Raw genomic sequence first — 22,068 nt, forward strand, 5'->3', positions numbered from 1 at the left:
AATTCATGGGCCACCATAGCGAGACTCAATCATCTGCACCTTCCTGAACGCGGGAAGGGCGGCTATGATGGGCCACGTTTTTTTGCTTACAACCTGGAGACTTCCATGAGCAGCGATCTTATCAAACACGTTAGCGACGCTAGCTTCGAGGCCGACGTACTCAAGGCCGAAGGCGCTGTACTGGTCGACTACTGGGCTGAATGGTGCGGCCCATGCAAAATGATCGCTCCTGTTCTGGACGAAATCGCTGAGACCTACAAAGGCAAGCTGACCGTTGCCAAGCTGAACATCGACGAAAACCAGGAAACCCCGGCCAAGCACGGCGTACGTGGTATCCCGACGCTGATGCTGTTCAAGAACGGCAACGTCGAAGCCACCAAGGTCGGCGCGCTGTCGAAGTCGCAACTGGCGGCCTTCCTCGACGCCAACATCTAAGCGTTGTTATAAAGCGTCATGAAAAGGCCCCGCATTATGCGGGGCCTTTTCGTTATTGAGGGCTAGACGCTCCGAAACTCAGGTGGTACATTCGGCCCCGCACTGGTTTCTCCATTGCCCCCTGCTAGCCGTCGCCGACGCACTCCTTTTCGAATAAGTACGCGATCCTGTCGCCTTCTCTGCGGCGCGGCCTCATTAAGCCAAAAGCTTAATTTCCCCCCTCCATAAATGATTACGTCATTCCTATATGAATCTGACTGAACTCAAGCAAAAGCCGATTACCGAACTGCTCGAATTGGCCGAACAGATGGGCATAGAAAATATGGCCCGTTCGCGCAAGCAGGACGTGATTTTCTCCCTGCTCAAAAAGCACGCTAAAAGCGGCGAGGAAATCTCCGGTGATGGCGTGCTGGAGATTCTCCAGGACGGCTTCGGCTTCCTGCGCTCCGCTGACGCTTCCTATCTCGCCGGCCCGGACGATATCTACGTCTCGCCGAGCCAGATCCGCCGCTTCAACTTGCGCACCGGTGACACCATCGTTGGCAAGATCCGCCCTCCAAAGGAAGGCGAGCGGTACTTCGCGCTGCTCAAGGTCGACACGATCAACTACGATCGTCCCGAGAACGCGAAAAACAAGATTCTCTTCGAGAACCTGACCCCGCTGTTCCCGACCGTGCGCATGAAGATGGAAGCCGGCAACGGTTCCACCGAAGACTTGACCGGTCGTGTCATCGACCTGTGCGCCCCGATCGGCAAAGGCCAGCGCGGCCTGATCGTTGCTCCGCCGAAAGCCGGTAAAACGATCATGCTGCAGAACATCGCGGCGAACATCGCACGTAACAACCCTGAAGTTCATCTGATCGTGTTGCTGATCGACGAACGTCCGGAAGAAGTGACCGAGATGCAGCGCACCGTGCGTGGCGAAGTGGTTGCCTCGACATTCGACGAGCCGCCAACCCGCCACGTGCAGGTTGCCGAAATGGTAATCGAGAAGGCCAAGCGCCTGGTCGAGCACAAGAAGGACGTGGTGATCCTGCTCGATTCCATCACCCGTCTGGCGCGTGCCTACAACACCGTGATCCCGAGCTCCGGCAAGGTACTGACCGGTGGTGTCGATGCTCACGCCCTGGAGAAACCGAAACGTTTCTTCGGCGCTGCACGGAACATCGAAGAAGGCGGCTCGCTGACCATCATCGCCACCGCGCTGGTTGAAACCGGCTCGAAGATGGACGAAGTGATCTACGAGGAATTCAAAGGCACCGGCAACATGGAACTGCCTCTGGATCGCAAGATCGCTGAAAAACGCGTGTTCCCGGCCATCAACATCAACCGTTCCGGTACCCGCCGCGAAGAGTTGCTGACAGCCGACGACGAACTGCAGCGTATGTGGATCCTGCGCAAGCTGTTGCACCCGATGGACGAAGTCTCTGCCATCGAGTTCCTGGTCGACAAGCTGAAACAGACCAAGACCAACGACGAGTTCTTCTTGTCGATGAAGCGTAAGTAACACGAAGTACTGTCTGGTCCTGAAGCAGGTTAAACCCATTCAGGACGGGACAAACGCTTCAAAAAAGGGCGCCCCGAAAGGGCGCTCTTTTTTTTGCGCAGGTTTTTTTGTATCTGGATTGATACTTGGTGTGCTGTAAACTGGCGCCCATTCAATGGGTGCCGCCGCCCGCCAATAGCGGATCTATCGCCTCTTTCCGCCGTCGCGCTACCGGTGAGTCCCTTTTTCAATCGGCTTTGTATCTGCAGTGACAAGGGACGTTATGCACACATTTGGCAATCGCCGTGACATTGACGGATTGCGAGCCCTGGCCGTTATTCCGGTCGTGCTATTTCATTTTGGCTTCAGCACTTTCAGCGGTGGCTTTGTCGGTGTTGATGTCTTCTTTGTCATTTCCGGATTCCTGATTACCAGCATCCTGTTCCGTGAGATCGGCGCACAGCGTTTCAGCTTCATCGATTTCTGGGCTCGCCGTGCACGACGGATCATTCCGGCCTTGAGCGTGGTGCTGCTGGCGACGCTGGCCCTGGGCTGGTTGTTGCTGACGGCCAAGGACTTCTCCGAGCTGGGAAGGACGGTTCGTTATCAGTCGCTGTTTATTTCAAACATCCTGTTCATGCGCGAAGACGGCTATTTCCAGCCCGCGTCGGAATTAAAGCCGTTGCTTCATACCTGGTCCCTGGCCGTTGAAGAGCAGTACTACATCTTCTTTCCGCTGTTGATGGTGTTGTTGATGCGCCATGTTCGTCATTGGCGCTGGATGCTGTTTGCCGTGCTGCTGGTGTCTTTCGGGCTCAATATCGCCTATATCGAGCGCAAGCCCGACGTCGCGTTCTTTTCGCTGCCGACACGTGCCTGGGAGCTGTTGTGCGGTGCCATGCTTGCGGTCTTGCCTGCGTCAAAACAAGCCGTGCGGCCCTGGCTCTATCAGTCTGTCGGGGTGGCCGGGTTGATGGCTGTCCTGGTCGCGGTGTTCACCTTTGACAAGGCTACGGTGTTCCCAGGCTGGGCGGCTTTGCTACCCGTGCTCGGTGCAACCGCGCTGATCTGGTCTGGCGGGCACGGTTCTACATGGGTCGGTCAGGTGTTGAGTGCTCGGGCGCTGGTATGGATCGGCCTTCTCTCCTATTCCTTGTATCTGTGGCACTGGCCGGTCTACGTCTACGCCAATGCCATTTCGATCGACGGCATTCAGCCCTTGGAGGCTGCAGGCTGGATGCTATTGGCGCTGGGCCTTGCAGGGTTGAGCTGGCGCTTCGTCGAACTTCCATTCCGTGAAAGACGCCTGCTGGCCGGACGCAACCCCGTGTTGTTGGGGGGCTTGCTGACCATGGCCGCTCTGGCGGTTACCGGTTCGATGGTGCGATCGGCGGACGGTTTCCCCCAGCGCCTTACCGGCAAAGCGCTGGAATATGCGCTGTCTCGGGATTGGCGGGCCGGGCAGTTGAAATGCATGTTGGTGACCTCGGACAAAAAACTCGACAAGGCGTGTCTGGTGGGGGGTAACGAAGAGGTTCCGGCGACGCAAGTGTTCTGGGGCGACAGTCACGCTGCGGCGCTGTTGCCGGCCATCGAAAGTGGCGCAAAGCGCGAGAGTCGCCCGGTGTGGCTTTACAGCATGAGCGCCTGTCCGCCGCTTCAGAGCGATGACTTACGCCAGCGTTGCAAGGATTTCAACGAACAGACGATGGAGCGGGTTCGCAGCCTGCAGATCAAGGATGTGGTGCTGGCATCCAATTGGAGTCTTTACGTTTACGGTCGCGAAGACGGCGATAAAAAGGTTCTGCTTAGTGAGCATGACAATACGGCCCAGGCCGAGGAGCGTATGGCCACGGCGCTCAAGGCGCAGGTGGCGGCGTTAAGAGAGGCGGGCGCGCAAGTCTGGTTGTTCAAGGACGTGCCGCTGCAGCGCAAGGGCGCCGTCGACCGACTGACGAGCCTGGCCCGGATCGGGCGTTCGGCCGAGGGGCTGGGCCGACCGCTCGAAGAGCACCTGGCCCGCCAGCATTTTGTCAGTACCTTGTTCGACTCGATGAGTGCCGCCGATCCGGGTGTACATGTCATCGACCCTACGCCGTTGATGTGTGGGGAGCGGATTTGCAGTATCGAGATCAATGGTCATTCGCAGTACAAGGACGAGGATCATCTGTCGGACACAGGCAGTGCCCGGTTGAGCCCGTTGTTTGCTCCGGTGCTGCTGGGTGCAAATCACAATTGATGGCTGCTGCGCACTGACAGGCTGCTGTTTGGTCGGCAGAGCAGGTAGGATGTACGCCTATTTTAGGGGTGCCATCATCAATGAAATTCAAGGATCTTCGGGATTTCGTGCAGCAGCTTGAGCAGCGCGGAGAGTTGAAACGCATCCAGATCCCCGTCTCTCCAGTGCTGGAGATGACCGAAGTCTGTGATCGCACGCTGCGAGCCAAAGGCCCGGCGCTGCTGTTCGAAAAGCCCACCGGTTATGACATTCCGGTACTCGGCAACCTGTTCGGCACCCCCGAGCGGGTGGCCATGGGCATGGGCGCCGAGTCGGTCAGCGAGCTGCGCGAGATCGGCAAGTTGCTGGCGTTCCTCAAAGAGCCCGAGCCGCCGAAGGGCCTGAAAGACGCTTGGTCCAAGCTGCCGATCTTTCGCAAGATCATTGCCATGGCGCCGAAAGTCGTCAAGGACGCGGTGTGTCAGGAAGTGGTCATCGAAGGCGACGATGTCGATCTGGCGATGTTGCCGGTGCAGACCTGCTGGCCGGGCGACGTCGGCCCGCTGATCACTTGGGGCCTGACCGTCACCAAAGGTCCGAACAAGGATCGCCAGAACCTTGGCATCTACCGTCAGCAAGTGATCGGCCGCAACAAGGTGATCATGCGCTGGCTGAGCCACCGTGGCGGCGCGCTGGATTACCGTGAGTGGTGCGAGAAACACCCCGGCCAGCCGTTCCCGGTCTCTGTCGCCCTGGGCGCTGACCCGGCAACCATTCTGGGCGCCGTGACCCCGGTGCCGGACAGCCTCTCCGAATACGCGTTCGCCGGTCTGTTACGCGGCAATCGCACTGAACTGGTGAAGTGCCGTGGCAACGACCTGCAAGTGCCGGCCACCGCTGAAATCATTCTCGAAGGCGTGATCCATCCGGGCGAAATGGCCGATGAAGGTCCATACGGCGACCACACCGGCTATTACAACGAAGTCGACAGCTTCCCGGTGTTCACCGTCGAGCGCATCACCCACCGGATCAAACCGATCTACCACAGCACTTACACGGGCCGTCCGCCGGATGAGCCGGCGATTCTCGGCGTGGCGCTGAACGAAGTGTTCGTGCCGATCCTGCAAAAGCAGTTTCCGGAGATCACCGACTTCTACCTGCCGCCCGAAGGCTGCTCGTACCGCATGGCCATCGTGACCATGAAGAAGTCGTATCCGGGGCATGCCAAGCGGGTCATGCTCGGTGTCTGGTCGTTTTTGCGACAGTTCATGTACACCAAGTTCGTTATCGTCACCGACGACGATATCAACGCACGGGACTGGAACGACGTGATCTGGGCCATCACCACGCGCATGGACCCCAAGCGCGATACGGTGATGATCGACAACACGCCGATCGACTACCTCGACTTCGCCTCGCCGGTCTCCGGCCTGGGTTCGAAGATGGGGCTCGATGCCACGCATAAATGGCCGGGCGAAACCACTCGCGAGTGGGGCCGGGTCATCGTCAAGGATGAAGCCGTTACCCAACGGATCGATGCCATCTGGAATCAGTTAGGAATAGATTGATGCGTGTAACTTTGCAGCCCTCCGGAGCAGTGCTAGAGATTCTGCCCGGCGAGCGGATTCTCGATGGCGCGCGGCGCCTGGGCTATGAATGCCCGCAAAGCTGTCGCAACGGCAATTGCCATGTGTGCGGCGCGTTGCTGGTAGAAGGACGGGTCGAACAGGCCGGCGATGTGCGTGACCATGGCGAGTTCTACACTTGCATTGCAGAGCCGCTGGAAGACTGCATCGTGCTGTGGGATGGCGTGCTCGCGCTGGGAGAACTGCCGGTGCGCAGCGTGTCGTGTCAGGTCATTGAGTGCAGAGACGTCGGCGGCGATACCTGGCGCGTGCGTCTACGGGCGCCAGCGGGCAAGCCGCCGCGTTATCACGCCGGCCAGTACCTGATGATCGAACGTGAGAATGGCGAGAAGTCGGCCTTCTCCCTCGCTTCTGCTCCACATTCGGGACGTGATCTGGAAATTCATGTGCTGGCGCGCGAAAGCAGTGCGTTGAGCCTGATCGCACAGCTGCAACGCAACGCCATGGTTCGGATCGAAATGCCGTTCGGCGATACCCATCTGGCGGAACTGCCGGACGGTCCACTGGTATTGATTGCTGCCGGTACCGGCATGGGCCAGATCCATAGCCTGATCGAACATTGCCGGGCCACGGGTTTCAAGCATCCGGTGCATCTGTATTGGGGCGTGCGTCGTCCCGAAGATTTTTATGAAATCGAACATTGGGATGAATGGCTGAAATTACCCAATCTGTTCCTGCATAAAGTCGTCAGCGATCAATGTGGCTGGGAAGGGCGCTGCGGGATGCTGCATGAAGCCGTGTGTGAGGATTTTTCTGATCTGAAAGCCTTGCACGTCTATGCCAGCGGCTCTCCGGCCATGGTTTACGGCACGCTGGATGCGTTGGTCGAAGCGGGGATGGATGCCCATCAAATGCGCGCGGATGTATTTGCTTACGCCCCGCGATCGTAGGTAGGTCGTTCTAGAAGCGCACCCCGGTCGTCACCATGACGGCATTGAAGCCGAGCAACGCCAGCTCGGCTGCCAACGGTCCGTAGTGCGCACCGACTGAAGGAATGATCACCGGCGCGACCCCGAAGTGATTCAGGGGGATCTTGTCCTGATACTTGCCGCTGTAACCTTGCAACAGACCACCACTGAGTTTTATGTACACGGGATAGTCGGCGCTCTCGTAGCGTTTGCCTGCATACACATAATATGAACGCTGGCTGAACGAGTTGCGAAAAGTTGCGCCACCAAACAACCAGCCGGACGCTTGCTCGCGCTCAAGGCCGATGAGGTCCTGATTGTTATTGTGGTCGGAGTCGGGGGAGAAGTGTTTGGTATAGACGCTGGTCTGCAAATACCAGGAGCCGGTGTCTTTCTCAGAGGTATTCTCCGCCAGCGAGTGCTGCGCCGTGAGCATCAGAAGTAGCGCGTAAATCCATGGTTTTTTCATTGTTCAGGCCTTTGAGGCAGTTTGGCTTGCGCCTTTGGTGGCCGTTATACGCGACGTTAGCTGCAGCGGGCAGGCGGGAAATCCGAAGGGTTTGTAGGAAGTTTCTCCTAAGTGGGTTTTATCGTAGACGCGCCGATTGCTTATGTATATTTCGTTCTGGTATTTAAGAATTCTCCTAGATGATATTAGGGTATATAGCCAAGCCCTCCAGCTTCAGCATTTGAATTTTTAGGGGGTTATGCAAGGTCAAATGTCTCTTAGCACTTTTCGTTTTAGTATTACTGCTATATGTTCTATAACGTGAAGGTTGCTTATATTTTGTAATAATTGCAGGGCCGAAATTCCATCGCCATGAGTGCCATTGAATCTGCTTTTTTGAATCTGGCTTACCCTCCGCGACTCGATCTGGGGCCGCAACTTACGCACGAACAATTGCTTACCTCGATGCAGTCCACCATGGCACGCCATAAGGGTGGCCCGGTCTGGCTGTTCGCCTATGGTTCGCTGATCTGGCGGCCGGAATGCCCGGCGGTGGAACGGGTGCGCGGCCGGGTGCATGGCTACCATCGCGGCTTGTACCTGTGGTCCCACGAACATCGCGGTACACCGGAAGTACCGGGTCTGGTGTTTGGCCTGGATCGCGGCGGTTCCTGCAGCGGGTTCGCCTATCGCTTGCCTGAAGATCAACTTGAAGCCTCACTCTATGCCTTGTGGCAACGCGAAATGCCATTCCCGTCTTATCGCCCACACTGGCTCAGCTGCCGTCTTGAAGACGGAAGCAAGGTTCAGGCGTTGGGTTTCGTTTTGGAGCGGCACCTGCCCAGCTATGCCGGCAACTTGCCGGATCATGTGCTGAGCCAGGTATTCGAAAACGCTTGTGGGCGTTACGGCACCACTCGCGATTATGTCGAGCAGACCGCCAGCGCCCTGCGTAGCCACGCCATGCCAGACCGGAATCTGGAGGCGCGGCTCAAACGCTGCAAATCAAAGGCCGATCAGGCGAGCGCTTCGCGACTCTGACTGGCGACGTTTTTGTGGCTCAGGGTGGGTGCCAGGAACGCCATCGCCAGCAGGCAGGCGACGACCAGCAGGATGAAGCCGCCATTCCAGCCGAAATAATCCACCGTGTAGCCCATCAGGGCACTGGCCGCGACTGAACCGCCCAGGTAACCAAACAGGCCGGTAAAGCCTGCAGCCGTACCCGCGGCCTTCTTCGGCACCAGTTCCAGCGCTTGCAGGCCGACCAGCATCACCGGGCCATAGATCAGGAAGCCGATTGCGAACAGCGAGATCATATCGACCATCGGGTTACCCGGTGGATTCAGCCAGTACACGATCGTCGCAACGGTCACCAGCGCCATGAACACCATGCCGGTCAGGCCACGGTTGCCACGGAAGATCTTGTCCGACATCCAGCCGCACAGCAGCGTGCCGGGAATGCCTGCCCACTCGTACAGGAAATACGCCCACGACGTCTTGTCGAAGTCGAAGTGCTTGACCTCTTTAAGGTAGGTCGGCGCCCAATCCAGAATGCCGTAACGCAGCAAGTAGACGAAGACGTTGGCCAGGGCGATAAACCAGAGCATTTTGTTGCGCAGCACGTATTTGACGAAGATGTCCTTGGCGCTGAATTCTTCTTCGTGGCTGGCGTCGTAGCCTTCCGGATAATCGTTCTTGTACTTCTCGATCGGCGGCAGGCCCGTCGATTGCGGGGTGTCGCGCATGACAATGAAGGCAAATACAGCGACCAGCAACGCCACCGCTGCCGGCACGTAGAACTTGCTGTGCCAGTCGTTGAACCAGCCCATGCCGAGGATCGCCAACGGGCCGATCAAGCCGCCGCCGACGTTATGTGCGGTGTTCCAGACCGAAACCACACCGCCGCGTTCTTTCTGCGACCACCAGTGCACCATGGTGCGCCCGCTCGGTGGCCAGCCCATGCCTTGCGCCCAGCCGTTGATGAACAACAGGATGAACATCATGGTCACGCTGGACGTCGCCCACGGTGCGAAACCGAAAACGAACATCACCCCGGCGGACACCACCAGGCCAAAGGGCAGGAAGTAACGAGGGTTGGAGCGGTCGGACACGATCCCCATCAGAAACTTGGAAAGACCGTAGGCGATCGCAATCGCCGACATCGCCACCCCGAGTTGACCTTTTGTATAGCCTTGGGCGATCAGATCCGGGAACGCCAGGGTGAAGTTCTTGCGCAACAGGTAGTAACCCGCATACCCAATGAAAATCCCGGCGAAGATCTGCCAGCGAAGGCGTCGATAGGTGCTGTCTATTTTTTCTTCAGGCAATGGAGCCTGATGTGCGGCAGGACGAAAGAAAGCAAACATTCAAGAGCTCCAGATTTCTTGTTTTGACTGCGGATGCGAATGTTACAGTTTCGTTACCGAAAATAGCACCGGTTCGCATTGGCTAAACAGTGGAAATATTGGAGATCGCATGTTGTTTTATGAACATGTCGCTCAGGTGTAAATGCAGGGCGGTATGGGAATGGCAGAGCCGGGTCGCCAGGCGGCGACCCGGTTAGATCAGATAAACAATCAGCGAACCTGCACCACCACTTTCCCGACCGCCTTGCGCTGGCCAAGATCATTGATGGCCTGCGCCGCGTTGCTCAGCGGATACACCTGAGACACCAGCGGCTTCAACTTGCCCTCGGCAAACCAGGCAAACAACTGCTGGAAGTTCGCCGCGTTGTCCTGTGGCTGGCGTTGGGCGAAGGAACCCCAGAACACGCCGACCACCGCGGCACCTTTGAGCAGTGCCAGGTTCACTGGCAGCTCAGGGATTCGTCCGCTGGCGAAACCGACCACCAAAAGCCGGCCGTTCCAGGCGATGGCGCGGATGGCCTGGTCGAACAGATCGCCGCCCACCGGATCGTAGATCACGTCGGCGCCCTGGCCGTCGGTCAGGCGTTTGATCTCGTCCTTGAGGCTGCTTTCGCTGTAGTTGATCAACTCATCGGCGCCGGCGGCCTTGGCCACCGCGAGTTTTTCCGCGCTGCTGGCGGCGGCGATCACCCGGGCGCCCATGGCTTTGCCGATTTCCACGGCGGCAAGACCGACGCCGCCGGAAGCGCCGAGCACCAGCAAGGTTTCGCCGGGTTGCAGGTTGCCCCGTTGCTTGAGGGCGTGCATCGAAGTGCCGTAGGTCATGCTGAATGCGGCGGCGGAGTTGAAGTCCATCGATGACGGGATCGGCAGCACGTTGTAGCCCGGTACCGCGACCTGCTCGGCGAAGCTGCCCCAACCTGTCAAGGCCATGACCCGGTCACCGACCTTGAGGTGGTTGACCTTTTCGCCCACCGCGCTGACCACGCCAGCCGCTTCGCCACCCGGTGAAAACGGGAAGGGCGGCTTGAACTGATACTTGCCCTCGATGATCAGCGTGTCCGGGAAATTCACCCCGGCGGCGTGCACGTCCAGCAGGATTTCATTCTTCTTCGCAACAGGACTGGCGACGTCTTCCAGCACCAGCGATTCGGCAGGGCCGAAAGCTTTGCACAGCACGGCTTTCATCAGGGCTATTCCTTTGGGAGTGATGGCCGATAAGTGTAGGTGTGTGAGTCATTGGGTCAACGAGCATGCCCGACCCTGATAGTCAGCCATAAGCTTGTGCTTGAGCGGCGGGTCGTTATGCTTGGCCGCAAACTGGATAAGGAGCGAATTGTGAAAGCGTGGATCATGTTGTTGCTGGCCCTGTCTCTGCCTGTGGCAGCGATGGCCGAAGAAGCCAAAGAAGGTGAAGCCCCCAAGGTCAACTACATCACCCTGAGCCCGCCGTTCGTGGGCAACTATGGGTTGGACGGTACGCCGAAGCTCAAGGTCTACAAGGCGGATGTGGCGTTGCGGGTGACCGGTGAGGAGGCGACCAAACTGGTGAAGGCCAACGAACCGTTGATCCGTAATCAGCTGGTGGCGCTGTTTGCGCAGCAGACTACCGAGGCGATGAACAACGTCGAAGCCAAGGAAAAGTTGCGTCAGGAAGCCTTGAAACAGACCCAGCAAGTGATGAACGACGAAACCGGCAAACCGGTGGTTGAGGATTTGTTGTTCAACAACCTCATTATTCAGTAAGACTTTTTGCTGTCCGGGCGGGCCTCATCGCGGGCAAGCCCTTAATGCCTGGCAGTTAAGGATAAATCGGACCTGTAGGAGCCAGGCTTGCCGGCGAAAGCGCACTTAAGGACGCCTTCGCCGGCAAGCCTGGCTCCTACAAAAAAGCGGTTTGCTCGCTTAACTGACTGGCATTAAGGGCAAACCCGCTCCCACAGGAACCGCGCAGAACCCTGTGGGGGCGACTCGGTCCGTCAGGACGTCAGGGTCCTGCGAAACCGCATCAGCGCAATGGTAAAAAACAGCAGGCCAATGGCGCTCAACGCCAGCAAGTCCGGCCAGACCACGCGGATGCCAGCATCGCGAAACAGTATCGCGGCGCTGAGGCTGACGAAGTGCGTCGAGGGCGAGCCTTGCATCACCCATTGCAGCCATTGCGGCATGCTGTCGAGCGGTGTACTGCCGCCAGAGAGCAGCAACATCGGGATGATCACCGGAATCGCCAACAGGCCGAACTGCGGTGTCGAGCGGGCGAGGGTCGCGAGGAATATCCCCAGCGCTGTGCTGGCGAACAGATAAACCGCCGTCACCAGTAAGAACAAAGTCATGGAGCCGGCCAGCGGCACGCCGAGGGCGCCTTTGACAATCACTTCCAACGAGATCCAGGTGCACAGCACCACCACCAGCATGTTGCTCCAGATTTTCGCCAGCATGATCTCCAGCGCCGTCAGCGGCAGCACCAGCAAATGGTCGAGGGTGCCGTGTTCGCGCTCACGCAGCAGCGCTGTGCCAGTCAGGATGATGGCGAGGATGGTGATGTTGTTGACGATCTGAATCACCGCCAGGAACCAGCCACCCTCCAGGTTGGTATTGAACAGCGCTCGGGTCGTCAGCCGCACGGGTGTCGTATTCGCCGCATCGCCCTGGCCACTGTAAGTCAGCAGCTCGCGCTGGAAAATCCGTCCGATGTAGCCCGCGCCCATGAACGCCTGGCTCATGGCGGTGGCGTCGACGTTGACCTGCAACGCCGGCTGGCGGCCGGCCAACAGATCCGCCTGGAAATTGGCCGGAACATTGATCACAAAGGTGTATCGCCCACTGTCCAGCACTTCGTCCATTTGCCCATAGGGCAGCGACACCGGCGGCTGGAATTCCGGGGGTTGCAGGGCTTGGGCCAATTGTCGTGACAGGTGGCTGTGATCTTCATCGACCATGGCCACGCTGGCGTTGTGCACGCCGATCACGGAGCCCGCGGCCGGCATGTAGATCGCTACGGTAAAGGCGTAGAACAGGAATAGCAGCAACACACTGTCGTGTCGCAGGCTTGTGAGTTCCTTGAGGCCAAGACGCAGGATGTGCGCAAGCTTATGCATCAGACCTCCTGCTTTTTCAGCATGGCCAGGCTAAGCCCGGTGAACCCGAGAAAGAACCCGAACAGTGCCAGGCATTGCGGCCACAACTGCCGGATATCCAGCGCCTTGGTAAAGGTGCCGACGGCGATGTCGAGGAAGTAGCCCGCCGGAAACAACATCCCCATGACGGCGGCCGCGCCATCAAGGGACGAGCGCGGCACGATCAAACCGGAAAACTGAATGGTCGGCAGACTGGTGATGATCATGGTGCCGAGGATGGCGGCGATCTGGGTTCGGGTGAACGCCGAAATCAACAGACCCATGCTGGTGGTCGCCAACACGTAGAGCAGTCCGCCGAAGGCCAGGGTCAGTGCGCTGCCCTTGAAGGGCACGCCGAACAGCCAGCGGTTCATGGCCGTCAGGACGGCGAGGTTGATCAGGCTGACGGCCAGATACGGCGCTTGTTTGCCTAGCAGGAACTCCAGGCGGGTCAGCGGTGTGGCATAGAAGTTGGTGATCGAACCCAGTTCTTTCTCCCGCACGATGCCCAGCGCAGTCAGCATGGCCGGGATGAACGCCAGGATCAGCGCCATCACCCCGGGACCGATGGCGTTGACGCTGATGACGTCCTGGTTGTAGCGGAAGCGGGTTTCCAGTTCGGCCGCTGCTTGCCGGTTTGGCGCTGGGCTGGACTGCTCGGCCAATTGCTCCAGATTGGCCAGGTGCACCGCTTCCACATAGTTGCGGCTGGTTTCGGCGCGAAACGGCATGCCGCCATCGAGCCAGGCCGCCACCGCGGGTTGGCGACCGGCGAACAGGTCTCGGCCGAACCCTGGCGGGATCTCCAGCGCCAGTTTGATTTCCGAGCGCTGCAGTCGTCGATGCAACTGCGCCGCATCGCTTATGGGGGGTTGCTCATCGAAGTAGCGGGAGCCGCGGAAGGCCTCCAGATAAGCCCGGCTTTGCGGGGTCTGGTCCTGGTCGTAGACCGCGAAGGCGAGTTTCTCCACATCCAGGGAAATGCCGTAGCCGAAGATCACCATCATGAGCATCGCCCCGAGCAGGGCGAAGGCCATGCGCACTTTATCGCGCAGCAGCTCCTTGCCTTCGCGACTCGCCAGTGCCCGCAGCCGTCCAAAACTGAAGCCGTGATCTTTCATCGGCGTGGTCGGTGCGATTGTCGCGTCGATGGGCGCTGGCGGCGCCGCCGTTGCGATCGGGCCCTGGGCCTGTTCCAGGCAGGTGACGAATGCCGCCTCCAGTGTCTGGCCGTTGAACTGCTGTTGCAGGGCTGCCGGGGTGTCGCAGGCCAGTACCTTGCCGGCGTGCATCAGCGAAATGCGGTCGCAGCGCTGGGCTTCGTTCATGAAATGGGTGGACAGGAAAATCGTCACGCCCTGTTCGCGGGACAGTTCGATCAGCAGTCGCCAGAAATCGTCCCGGGCCGCCGGGTCGACGCCGGAGGTCGGTTCGTCGAGGATCAGCACTTCCGGGCGATGCAGCACCGCCACCGCCAGGGATAACCGTTGGCGCAGGCCAAGCGGCAGTGCACCGGATGATTGATGAGCGACGCTGCCCAGGTTGAAGCGCTGGATCAGCTCGTCGATGCGCTGCGCGCTGTCGGCCTTGGGCAAATCGAACAGCCGCGCGTGCAAGTCCAGGTTCTGCCGCACGCTGAGTTCGCCATACAGCGAGAAGCTCTGGGACATGAAGCCGACGCGTTTGCGGGTGGCCAGATCCTTGGCATTCACCGGATTGCCCAGCAGCGTGGCGCTGCCTTCGCTGGCCGGGATCAGCCCGGTGAGCACTTTCATGGTGGTGGTTTTGCCGCAGCCGTTGGAGCCCAGAAAGCCGAAGATCTCGCCGCGACCGATGGCGAAGCTGACCTTGTCCACAGCCGTGAAATCACCGAAGCGCAGGGTCAGGTCATGGGCTTCGATGGCGATGTCGGCAGTGGCATTGGTTCGAGGAGGGATTACCAGCGGCTGGTTGTCATGGCCAGTGACGCCCTGAAAATGGGTGAAGGCCTCATCGAGCTTGCCGCTGGGGGTAACCGCTCCCAAGTCGCGGCTCAAACCGGCGGCAATCAGTTTGCCGCCATCGAGCATCAGGCAGTGCTCGAACTGCTCGGCCTCTTCCATATACGCGGTGGCGACCAGTAGCGTCAGTTGCGGGCGTTGGCGCCGAACGTCATCAATCAACTCCCAGAAGCGCCGCCGGGACAAGGGATCGACGCCAGTGGTCGGTTCATCGAGGATCAACAGGTCCGGTTCATGGATCAGCGCACAACAGAGGCCGAGCTTCTGTTTCATTCCGCCCGATAGCTTGCCGGCGGGGCGCTCGGCAAAGCGCAGTAGATCCGTGGCCAGCAGCAGGCTATGCATGCGCTGATCGCATTCGGCCCCGGACAGCCCGAACAGTGTGGCGAAGAAGTGAATGTTTTCGCGGATCGAGAGATCAGGGTACAGGTTGCCGCCCAGCCCTTGAGGCATGAACGCGATTCGCGAGTAGAGGCTGTTGCGGTGGCGCCGGTCCTGGATCGAGCCACCGAGCACTTCCAGTTGGCCGTCTTGTAACGTCTTCACGCCGGCGATCAATCCCAGCAGGCTGGATTTACCGGCGCCATCCGGACCAATCAACCCGCACCGGGTACCGGCGGGCAGGCTGAACGTGATGTCGGTCAGCGCTTGCTGTTGGCCATAACGGTGCTGAAGGCGCGTGGCGTTCAGTGCCAGGCCGGTCATTGAAGATTGGCCGGCCAGTCAATGGGAGCGGTGCGCACGTAGCCATTACCGGGCATCCCCGGTTTGGCCTGGGGCACGGCGCTGGGTTGGGTCAGGCGTAGCTTGACCCGAAACACCAGTTTCTGACGCTCGTCGCGGGTTTCGACTTCTTTGGGCGTGAATTGCGATTTGGCCGCCACGAAACTGATTTTCGCCGGCAACGGCTGGCCGGGCAGGGCGTCCAGCAAAATCCGCGCGTCATCGCCGACCGCCAGGCGTCCGGCCACGGATGCCGCTAGATAGAGGTTCATGTACTGGTCGTTCGGGTCGATCAGCAGCAATACCCGTCCACCGGCGCCGAGCACTTCACCGGGTTCGGCCATGCGAAGCTGAATCACTCCGTCGATGGGGGCCCGCAAGCTGCTGTCGTCAATTTCGCTGGTTAACTGAGCGACTTGTGCCTGTGCCGCGCCAATGGCTGCGCCAACGGCGGACTCCTGCGCGCGGGCCGCGGTAACGGCTGCGTTGCCGGTGTCGAAGCGTGACTGCTGCTGGTCGATGATCTGGCCACTGGCGAACCCGCGCTTGAACAATTCCTGGGAGCGTTTGAGTTCTTGATGGGCAAGCAACTGCTCGCTCTGGCGCAGTTGCACATTGGCCTGGGCGGCGGAGAGGTTTTCCCGGGCGCGTATCACTTCGGCTTCGGCCTGGTGGCGCTGGGCTTCGAGGGTGCGGGTGTCCATGCGGGCCAGCAGTTGGCCTTTGGTCACCTTGTCGCCTTCGTCCACCAGTACTTCAGCCAGCCGGCCGGGTGTCTTGCTGGCGATCTGCACTTCAGTGGCTTCAAGCCGGCCATTACCGACATACAATCCTGCAGGCAGTCGGTTAAGCGTCGACTTCCAGTAACCAAATCCCCCAGCGGCCAGTAGCAAAGCCCCCAGTAGAAAAACGAAAAAAAGCGAGGAACGGCTGTGCGTCGACATGTCGGCATCCTGCGTCTGTAGCGTCGTAGTCTGACAGGCAAGCGCCTGGGCGACTTGATGTCAGTCAACTGAGGGTCAAGCCTGACCGATCGGTAAGGTAAACCAGAGTGACGGGCGGTTCTGCTTTATTTAGCGCAGACCAAGCACCGCAGCCCATTGCTCGGCTGTCACCGGCATCACCGACAGTCGCGAACCTTTCTGTACCAGTGGCATCTGCGCCAGCGCCGCTTGCTGCTTCAGATAGTCCAGCTTCAGAACGTTGGAAAACGTTTTGACGTGAGCCACATCGATCGCGCTCCAGGCGTTTTTCTCCTGGGTGGCTTTCGGGTCGAAGTAATGACTCTCCGGCTCCAGTGCCGTCGGGTCCGGGTACGCCGCCTCGACAATCTTGCCGATCCCGGCAATCCCTGGCTCAGGGCAGCTGGAATGGTAGAAAAAGAACTCATCCCCCACCGCCATGGTTCGCAGAAAATTCCGCGCCTGATAGTTACGAACCCCGTCCCAGCGCGCTCGGCCAAGCTTCTCCAGATCTTGGATCGAGAACTCGTCCGGCTCGGATTTCATCAGCCAATAGGCCATGTTTTTTGCTCCTTGCGAGGTAGTGGCAAACTTGTCGGGCAATTTTATGACAAACCGACAGTCGGTTGACGCCAGCGTTTGCGTGTCGGTTCACGTTGTCGCAAAATGCCGGCCTTCCAAGCTTGACGCTGCTGCACGGCCTACACCTAAACGGAAACCGCTGCTGTCATCGTGTTGATGTGCCTTGAGGGGGGCAATCGATGAAACGCAAACCGGATTTACTATGGATATTGGTTATTTTGTTCGGTTTGGGCGTCGTGACCACCGGCTATGCCCAAAGCCTGTGGGCCAACAAAACCGATGCGCCCATCGAGATTGCGCAGCAACAGCCGCCGGCTTTCAAACGCTGAACCTGTCTTTTGGACGCCGCTGACTTCAGTGGCGTCTAGTCCGCGAAATACCACGCCTTGTCCGTGACCGTTCCCTGCAGCGGCACATCCCAGCTCGCCTGAGCCAACCGTTGAACCTTCTGACATTCGTGGGCCAGGCCCAGCAGCGTCGGCTTGCGCCAGTTTTTGCGGCGCGCCAGGTACGCCAGGCTCCGATCGTAGAAACCACCGCCCATTCCCAGGCGTCCGCCGACATCGTCAAACCCCACCAGCGGCAGCAACACCAGGTCCAGCGCCCAGACCTTGCGTTGTAGGGCGATGTTGTGTCGTGGTTCGGGGATACGGAAGCGGTTGGGTTTGAGCTTTTCGCCGGGGCGAACCCGCTGGAATACCATTTTGGTGCGCGGCCAGGCACTGAGCACCGGCAGATACGTCGCCTTGCCCCGACGTTGTGCGGCACGCATCAGCAGGCGCGGATCGATTTCACCGTCCATGGGCAGGTACAGAGAGATGTGTTTTGCGCGGCGGAACAGCGGGTGTTGGGCCAATTGCTTATACAGCCCGCGAGCGGCCTGGCGCTGCTGACTGGGTGTCAGTGCGCGGCGGGCCTTGCGCAGCATGCGTCGAAGTTGCGGGCGGGGCAGCAGCGCAGGTTCGGTCATGGATTCAGGCTTCGACAGTGCGAGTACTGAAAGCGTACCCGTAAAAAAGCCGATGCCGGTATTAAAAACCGGCATCGGACTGAAATCAGGCTCCCCGGATGAACCGCTGTCGACTTAGCCCTTGAACCCGAAAGTTCAAGGTGGAAGATGCAGTAGGCTTTAAGGCTTTCCGTCTAGCGGACATGCACACCAGCCCAACGTGCAACCTCCAGGGTAGTGCGAATCGGCTCAGGGACGTCGTCAACTGGCAAGCACCCCAGGGAGTGATGCGAGTATACCCCAAGCGGTCACGCGAATCAGCCCTTGGTGACGTCCGGATCGGTGGCGAGTACCAGATCGACGCGGTCCAGCAGGTCGCGAACCTGCTCTCGGGTCGAGCCGCTGGCCTGTACATCCGGGCGTTCTTCCTTGTGCAGAAGATCGTGCGTGATGTTCAGGGCGGCCATCACGGCGATGCGGTCGGCGCCGATGACTTTGCCGCTGCTGCGGATTTCGCGCATCTTGCCGTCCAGATAACGAGCCGCGCTGATCAGGTTACTGCGCTCTTCCTGGGGGCAGATGATCGAATATTCTTTGTCGAGGATCTGCACGGTAACGCTATTGCTTGAACTCATGAGTCTTGCTCCAGGGCCTTGAGGCGCGAAATCATCGATTCGACCTTACGCCGGGCGATTTCATTTTTTTCAATGAGGTGCGCGCGTTCCTCGCGCCAGGTCTTTTCCTGAGCTAATAGGAGTCCGTTTTGACTCTTTAGTTGCTCGACTCGAGTAATTAGCAGTTCGAGTCTGGCCATCAGCGCTTGCAGGTCGGTGTCTTCCATTGTGTCCACTGGTTGTGTCTGATGGGTGGCAGGCTCTGTACAAAACTGCCTGCGCGTCGATCATGCTGCGTTAAAAACAGGCTCGCAATGCTCATGTAGGGCCCTACACTCCGCTTGCTCGCCTGTTTTTGCCTTGCCTGATCGCCGCTCGGCGAGTTTTCGTACAGGCCTGGCTGGCGGACAGCCTTTAATAGTCTTGGCGAGTCTGTCGATGTAGGATACAAGGCCTTCATTCTAGACATAGCGCCGTCTGGCGCCTAGCTGCCCATGACCATTCAGAATTCCCCGTACAAAGCCTTCGCCACGCTGCTGACTTCCAGCGGCCATAACGTCTCGCCTGCCGAACTGCATGGCCTGCTGCTCGGCCGCAGTTGCGCCGGTGCCGGCTTCGATGCCGAAGGTTGGCTGGTTGATGCCGCCGAGTTGCTTGAAGGCGAGCCGCAAGACAACGTTCGCAATGCTTTGATCGGCCTGCAAGAGATGGTCAAGGGTGAGCTCACCGGCGACGACGTGACAGTCGTTCTGCTGCTACCGACCGATGACGAGCCACTGGCTGACCGTGCCGCTGCACTGGGCCAATGGTGCCAGGGCTTTCTCAGCGGGTTCGGCCTGAACTGCCGTGATAGCAGCATGCTGAGCACCGAGGCCACTGAAGTATTGCAGGATCTGGCCGCCATCTCCCAGGTACAAGACGCCCTGGAAGAGTCCGACGACGGCGAAAGCGATTACATGGAGGTCATGGAGTACCTGCGCGTCGCACCGCTGCTGCTGTTCTCCGAAACCAAAAAAGCGGACGTGCCGCCAGCCGCCAAACCGTCGTTGCATTAATCGCGTGCCAGGGAAAGCCATCTGCCCATGATTCATATCCCGAAATCGGAATACAGCCGTCGCCGCAAGGCCCTGATGGCGCAGATGGAACCCAACAGCATCGCCATCCTGCCCGCCGCCGCGGTGGCCATCCGCAACCGCGATGTCGAGCACGTCTACCGTCAGGACAGCGACTTCCAGTACCTCAGCGGTTTCCCCGAGCCTCAAGCCGTCATCGTTTTGATGCCCGGCCGTGAGCATGGCGAATACGTGCTGTTTTGCCGGGAACGCAATGCCGAGCGGGAACTGTGGGACGGCCTGCGCGCCGGCCAGGAAGGCGCGATCCGCGACTTTGGCGCCGACGACGCCTTCCCCATCACCGACATCGACGACATTCTGCCGGGCCTGATCGAAGGTCGCGACCGGGTGTATTCGGCCATGGGCAGCAACCCCGAATTTGACCGGCACCTGATGGACTGGATCAACGTGATCCGCTCTAAAGCGCACCTCGGCGCCCAGCCGCCGAACGAATTCGTTGCCCTGGATCATCTGCTTCACGACATGCGCCTGTATAAATCGGCGGCAGAAGTGAAAGTGATGCGCGAAGCCGCACGGATTTCTTCCCAGGCCCATATTCGTGCGATGCAGGCCAGCCGTGCCGGTTTGCATGAATTCAGCCTCGAAGCCGAGATCGATTATGAATTCCGCAAGGGCGGGGCGAAGATGCCGGCGTATGGCTCGATCGTCGCCTCGGGGCGCAACAGCTGCATCCTGCATTACCAGCAGAATGACGCGGTGCTCAAGGACGGCGATCTGGTGCTGATCGACGCCGGTTGCGAGATCGACTGCTACGCCAGCGACATCACCCGCACCTGGCCGGTCAACGGCAAGTATTCACCGGAGCAGAAGGCGATCTACGAGTTGGTGCTGGCTTCCCAGGAAGCGGCGTTTGCCGAAATCGCCCCAGACAAACATTGGAATCAGGCACACGAAGCCACGGTCCGGGTCATTACCTCCGGGCTGGTGAAGTTGGGCCTGTTGCAGGGCGACGTCGACGAGTTGATTGCCAGTGAAGCCTATAAAGCGTTTTACATGCACCGCGCCGGCCACTGGCTGGGCATGGATGTGCACGACGTCGGCGAGTACAAGGTCGGCGGCGAATGGCGCGTGCTGGAAGTTGGCATGGCGTTGACCGTGGAACCGGGTATTTACATTGCTCCGGACAACCAGAGTGTGGCGAAGAAATGGCGCGGCATTGGCGTGCGCATTGAGGACGATGTGGTGGTCACCAAAACCGGTTGTGAAATCCTGACTAACGGCGTGCCGAAAACGGTCGCCGAGATCGAAGCCTTGATGGCCGCCGCACGGACACAAGCGGCATGAGTCGAGTCAATCTGGCAATCATCGGCGGTGGCCTGGTCGGCGCCAGTCTGGCGTTGGCGTTGCAGGCCGGGGCCAAGGCCCGGGGCTGGAAGATCGTGCTGATCGAACCGTTTGCTCCCGGCGACAGCTATCAACCGAGTTATGACGCCCGTTCTTCGGCGCTGTCCTTCGGTGCCCGGCAGATTTATCAACGGCTGGGCGTGTGGCAGGAAATCTCCCGCCGCGCCGAGCCGATCAAGCAGATTCATGTCTCCGACCGTGGGCGTTTCTCCACCGCGCGGCTGTCGGCGATGGAAGAGGGCGTTCCGGCATTGGGTTATGTGGTGGAAAACGCCTGGCTCGGCCAATGCCTCTGGCAAGGTCTGGACAAGGACGTGATCAGTTGGCGTTGCCCGGCGGAAGTCACCCGCATGGAACCACTGACCGACGGCTATCGCCTGACCCTCAACGATGAAACCATCCTGGAATGCGACCTTGCGGTGCTCGCCGATGGCGGCCGTTCCGGCCTGCGGGAGCAACTGGGGATCGGCATCAAGAAGCGCCCGTACAACCAGAGCGCGCTGATCGCCAACATCACCCCGAGTGAAGCGCACAACGGCATGGCCTTCGAACGCTTCACCGATGACGGCCCGATGGCTTTGTTACCGCTGCCGGAAAACCGTTGCGCCCTGGTCTGGACTCGTCTGGGCATGGATGCGCAACGGCTGGCGGCCCTTGATGACCGCAGCTTTCTCACTGAGCTGCAGGGCATATTCGGTTATCGCCTCGGCACGTTGAAACAGGTTGGCGCACGGCATTTGTATCCGTTGTCGCTGATCGAAGCCGAGGAACAAGTCCGCCCGCACCTGGCGATCCTCGGCAACGCTGCCCACAGCCTGCATCCGATCGCCGGGCAGGGTTTCAACCTGTCGTTGCGTGACGCCCAGGCGCTGGCCGACAGTTTGTTGGGCAGCGAGACAGGGCCCGGCGATTTCGCCACCTTGCAGGCCTATCGCGAGCGTCAGCGTCTGGACCAGAGCCTGACCGTGGGTTTTTCCGATCAGGTCACCCGCTTGTTCGGCAGCACCCAGCCACTGGTTTCCCTGGGCCGCAACATCGGCCTGCTCGGCCTCGATCTGTTGCCGCCGGCCAAACGCTGGTTCGCTCGTCAGGCCATGGGGCTGGGCACGCGTCCCGATGCTTAGGTGGTTGCAGCAAA

The 22,068-nt window shown here is 59.5% G+C and carries 21 protein-coding genes and 1 other RNA gene; 11 read left to right on the forward strand and 11 right to left on the reverse strand.

What is annotated here, in order from left to right:
• The first annotated feature begins 105 nt into the window (after positions 1 to 105).
• The 5 genes from trxA (at position 106) to KGB14_RS27245 (ending at position 6,675) form a co-directional block, all read left to right on the forward strand.
• Positions 106 to 435: a thioredoxin TrxA gene (gene trxA / locus KGB14_RS27225; protein ID WP_003206727.1), complete on the forward strand. Its 330-nt coding sequence runs from the start codon at positions 106 to 108 to the stop codon at positions 433 to 435.
• A 247-nt stretch (positions 436 to 682) separates the two neighbouring features.
• Positions 683 to 1,942 carry a transcription termination factor Rho gene (gene rho / locus KGB14_RS27230; RefSeq protein ID WP_007899384.1) on the forward strand — a complete coding sequence of 420 codons (1,260 nt, stop codon included), beginning with the start codon at positions 683 to 685 and terminating at the stop codon, positions 1,940 to 1,942.
• 262 nt (positions 1,943 to 2,204) lie between these two features.
• Positions 2,205 to 4,160, forward strand: coding sequence for an acyltransferase family protein (locus KGB14_RS27235; protein ID WP_223490532.1), 1,956 nt, complete (start codon positions 2,205 to 2,207; stop codon positions 4,158 to 4,160).
• A gap of 80 nt (positions 4,161 to 4,240) precedes the next feature.
• Positions 4,241 to 5,707, forward strand: a complete 1,467-nt coding sequence (gene ubiD / locus KGB14_RS27240; RefSeq protein ID WP_105340703.1) for a 4-hydroxy-3-polyprenylbenzoate decarboxylase — start codon at positions 4,241 to 4,243, stop codon at positions 5,705 to 5,707.
• Positions 5,707 to 6,675, forward strand: a complete 969-nt coding sequence (locus KGB14_RS27245) for a CDP-6-deoxy-delta-3,4-glucoseen reductase (RefSeq protein ID WP_223490534.1) — start codon at positions 5,707 to 5,709, stop codon at positions 6,673 to 6,675. Before ubiD ends, KGB14_RS27245 begins: the two co-directional genes overlap by 1 nt.
• A 10-nt stretch (positions 6,676 to 6,685) precedes the next feature.
• Here KGB14_RS27245 and KGB14_RS27250 read toward each other — a convergent pair whose 3' ends face one another.
• Positions 6,686 to 7,162: a sn-glycerol-3-phosphate transporter gene (locus tag KGB14_RS27250; protein WP_317851055.1), complete on the reverse strand. Its 477-nt coding sequence runs from the start codon at positions 7,160 to 7,162 to the stop codon at positions 6,686 to 6,688.
• A 351-nt stretch (positions 7,163 to 7,513) separates the two neighbouring features.
• Here KGB14_RS27250 and KGB14_RS27255 point away from each other — a divergent pair, with 351 nt between their 5' ends.
• On the forward strand, positions 7,514 to 8,182 hold the full coding sequence (locus KGB14_RS27255; protein ID WP_223490536.1) for a gamma-glutamylcyclotransferase: 669 nt from the start codon (positions 7,514 to 7,516) through the stop codon (positions 8,180 to 8,182).
• Here the strand turns inward: KGB14_RS27255 and glpT are convergent.
• Together glpT and KGB14_RS27265 are read right to left on the reverse strand one after the other, a co-directional pair.
• Positions 8,158 to 9,507, reverse strand: coding sequence for a glycerol-3-phosphate transporter (gene glpT / locus KGB14_RS27260; RefSeq protein WP_223490538.1), 1,350 nt, complete (start codon positions 9,505 to 9,507; stop codon positions 8,158 to 8,160). The genes KGB14_RS27255 and glpT overlap by 25 nt on opposite strands.
• 210 nt (positions 9,508 to 9,717) lie before the next feature.
• Complete coding sequence (locus KGB14_RS27265) at positions 9,718 to 10,695, reverse strand: NADPH:quinone oxidoreductase family protein (protein ID WP_223490540.1); 978 nt, start codon at positions 10,693 to 10,695, stop codon at positions 9,718 to 9,720.
• Positions 10,696 to 10,845: 150 nt separating this feature from the next.
• Here KGB14_RS27265 and KGB14_RS27270 point away from each other — a divergent pair, with 150 nt between their 5' ends.
• Positions 10,846 to 11,253 (forward strand): flagellar basal body-associated protein FliL, encoded by a 408-nt coding sequence (locus KGB14_RS27270; RefSeq protein ID WP_223490542.1) that lies wholly within the window; start codon positions 10,846 to 10,848, stop codon positions 11,251 to 11,253.
• 233 nt (positions 11,254 to 11,486) lie between these two features.
• Here KGB14_RS27270 and KGB14_RS27275 read toward each other — a convergent pair whose 3' ends face one another.
• The 4 genes from KGB14_RS27275 to KGB14_RS27290 form a co-directional block, all read right to left on the reverse strand.
• Positions 11,487 to 12,605: an ABC transporter permease gene (locus tag KGB14_RS27275; protein WP_223490544.1), complete on the reverse strand. Its 1,119-nt coding sequence runs from the start codon at positions 12,603 to 12,605 to the stop codon at positions 11,487 to 11,489.
• A complete protein-coding gene (rbbA, locus tag KGB14_RS27280) occupies positions 12,605 to 15,328 on the reverse strand; it encodes a ribosome-associated ATPase/putative transporter RbbA (protein WP_223490546.1) in 2,724 nt (907 codons plus the stop codon). The genes KGB14_RS27275 and rbbA overlap by 1 nt, the downstream gene beginning before the upstream one ends.
• Positions 15,325 to 16,290, reverse strand: coding sequence for an HlyD family secretion protein (locus tag KGB14_RS27285; RefSeq protein WP_223490548.1), 966 nt, complete (start codon positions 16,288 to 16,290; stop codon positions 15,325 to 15,327). The genes rbbA and KGB14_RS27285 overlap by 4 nt, the downstream gene beginning before the upstream one ends.
• 129 nt (positions 16,291 to 16,419) lie before the next feature.
• Positions 16,420 to 16,869, reverse strand: coding sequence for an EVE domain-containing protein (locus KGB14_RS27290; RefSeq protein WP_223490550.1), 450 nt, complete (start codon positions 16,867 to 16,869; stop codon positions 16,420 to 16,422).
• A gap of 200 nt (positions 16,870 to 17,069) precedes the next feature.
• On the opposite strand from KGB14_RS27290, the gene KGB14_RS27295 reads away from it, so the two are divergent.
• Positions 17,070 to 17,219 (forward strand): hypothetical protein, encoded by a 150-nt coding sequence (locus KGB14_RS27295; protein ID WP_223490552.1) that lies wholly within the window; start codon positions 17,070 to 17,072, stop codon positions 17,217 to 17,219.
• A gap of 35 nt (positions 17,220 to 17,254) precedes the next feature.
• On the opposite strand, the gene KGB14_RS27300 is transcribed toward KGB14_RS27295, so the two are convergent.
• The 4 genes from KGB14_RS27300 to KGB14_RS27315 form a co-directional block, all read right to left on the reverse strand.
• The gene (locus tag KGB14_RS27300; protein WP_223490554.1) at positions 17,255 to 17,860 is read right to left on the reverse strand and encodes a 5-formyltetrahydrofolate cyclo-ligase; all 606 of its coding nucleotides are present in this window, start codon (positions 17,858 to 17,860) and stop codon (positions 17,255 to 17,257) included.
• Between the two features lie 87 nt (positions 17,861 to 17,947).
• Positions 17,948 to 18,126, reverse strand: a non-coding RNA gene (ssrS, locus tag KGB14_RS27305) — 6S RNA.
• A 30-nt stretch (positions 18,127 to 18,156) separates the two neighbouring features.
• Entirely contained in the window at positions 18,157 to 18,474 is a 318-nt protein-coding gene (locus KGB14_RS27310; RefSeq protein WP_223490556.1) for a cell division protein ZapA, read from the reverse strand.
• Entirely contained in the window at positions 18,471 to 18,680 is a 210-nt protein-coding gene (locus tag KGB14_RS27315) for a TIGR02449 family protein (protein WP_007982902.1), read from the reverse strand. The genes KGB14_RS27310 and KGB14_RS27315 overlap by 4 nt, the downstream gene beginning before the upstream one ends.
• A gap of 267 nt (positions 18,681 to 18,947) precedes the next feature.
• On the opposite strand from KGB14_RS27315, the gene KGB14_RS27320 reads away from it, so the two are divergent.
• The 3 genes from KGB14_RS27320 to ubiH are packed head-to-tail and all read left to right on the forward strand — an operon-like array spanning position 18,948 to position 22,054.
• A complete protein-coding gene (locus KGB14_RS27320) occupies positions 18,948 to 19,508 on the forward strand; it encodes a YecA family protein (RefSeq protein ID WP_223490558.1) in 561 nt (186 codons plus the stop codon).
• A gap of 27 nt (positions 19,509 to 19,535) precedes the next feature.
• On the forward strand, positions 19,536 to 20,870 hold the full coding sequence (gene pepP / locus KGB14_RS27325) for a Xaa-Pro aminopeptidase (protein ID WP_223490561.1): 1,335 nt from the start codon (positions 19,536 to 19,538) through the stop codon (positions 20,868 to 20,870).
• The gene (gene ubiH, locus KGB14_RS27330; protein WP_223490563.1) at positions 20,867 to 22,054 is read left to right on the forward strand and encodes a 2-octaprenyl-6-methoxyphenyl hydroxylase; all 1,188 of its coding nucleotides are present in this window, start codon (positions 20,867 to 20,869) and stop codon (positions 22,052 to 22,054) included. The genes pepP and ubiH overlap by 4 nt, the downstream gene beginning before the upstream one ends.
• Positions 22,055 to 22,068: the final 14 nt, after the last annotated feature.

It is taken from the genome of Pseudomonas sp. A-RE-19 (assembly GCF_019956555.1).
Lineage (GTDB): Bacteria > Pseudomonadota > Gammaproteobacteria > Pseudomonadales > Pseudomonadaceae > Aquipseudomonas.

Bases quoted from the DNA above. Each gene is read 5' to 3' on its own strand.
- trxA (WP_003206727.1), top strand. From the start codon at position 106: ATGAGCAGCGATCTTATCAAACACGTTAGCGACGCTAGCTTCGAGGCC.
- rho (WP_007899384.1), top strand. From the start codon at position 683: ATGAATCTGACTGAACTCAAGCAAAAGCCGATTACCGAACTGCTCGAA.
- KGB14_RS27235 (WP_223490532.1), top strand. From the start codon at position 2,205: ATGCACACATTTGGCAATCGCCGTGACATTGACGGATTGCGAGCCCTG.
- ubiD (WP_105340703.1), top strand. From the start codon at position 4,241: ATGAAATTCAAGGATCTTCGGGATTTCGTGCAGCAGCTTGAGCAGCGC.
- KGB14_RS27245 (WP_223490534.1), top strand. From the start codon at position 5,707: ATGCGTGTAACTTTGCAGCCCTCCGGAGCAGTGCTAGAGATTCTGCCC.
- KGB14_RS27250 (WP_317851055.1), bottom strand. From the start codon at position 7,162: ATGAAAAAACCATGGATTTACGCGCTACTTCTGATGCTCACGGCGCAG.
- KGB14_RS27255 (WP_223490536.1), top strand. From the start codon at position 7,514: ATGAGTGCCATTGAATCTGCTTTTTTGAATCTGGCTTACCCTCCGCGA.
- glpT (WP_223490538.1), bottom strand. From the start codon at position 9,507: ATGTTTGCTTTCTTTCGTCCTGCCGCACATCAGGCTCCATTGCCTGAA.
- KGB14_RS27265 (WP_223490540.1), bottom strand. From the start codon at position 10,695: ATGAAAGCCGTGCTGTGCAAAGCTTTCGGCCCTGCCGAATCGCTGGTG.
- KGB14_RS27275 (WP_223490544.1), bottom strand. From the start codon at position 12,605: ATGCATAAGCTTGCGCACATCCTGCGTCTTGGCCTCAAGGAACTCACA.
- rbbA (WP_223490546.1), bottom strand. From the start codon at position 15,328: ATGACCGGCCTGGCACTGAACGCCACGCGCCTTCAGCACCGTTATGGC.
- KGB14_RS27285 (WP_223490548.1), bottom strand. From the start codon at position 16,290: ATGTCGACGCACAGCCGTTCCTCGCTTTTTTTCGTTTTTCTACTGGGG.
- KGB14_RS27290 (WP_223490550.1), bottom strand. From the start codon at position 16,869: ATGGCCTATTGGCTGATGAAATCCGAGCCGGACGAGTTCTCGATCCAA.
- KGB14_RS27295 (WP_223490552.1), top strand. From the start codon at position 17,070: ATGAAACGCAAACCGGATTTACTATGGATATTGGTTATTTTGTTCGGT.
- KGB14_RS27300 (WP_223490554.1), bottom strand. From the start codon at position 17,860: ATGACCGAACCTGCGCTGCTGCCCCGCCCGCAACTTCGACGCATGCTG.
- KGB14_RS27310 (WP_223490556.1), bottom strand. From the start codon at position 18,474: ATGAGTTCAAGCAATAGCGTTACCGTGCAGATCCTCGACAAAGAATAT.
- KGB14_RS27315 (WP_007982902.1), bottom strand. From the start codon at position 18,680: ATGGAAGACACCGACCTGCAAGCGCTGATGGCCAGACTCGAACTGCTA.
- KGB14_RS27320 (WP_223490558.1), top strand. From the start codon at position 18,948: ATGACCATTCAGAATTCCCCGTACAAAGCCTTCGCCACGCTGCTGACT.
- pepP (WP_223490561.1), top strand. From the start codon at position 19,536: ATGATTCATATCCCGAAATCGGAATACAGCCGTCGCCGCAAGGCCCTG.
- ubiH (WP_223490563.1), top strand. From the start codon at position 20,867: ATGAGTCGAGTCAATCTGGCAATCATCGGCGGTGGCCTGGTCGGCGCC.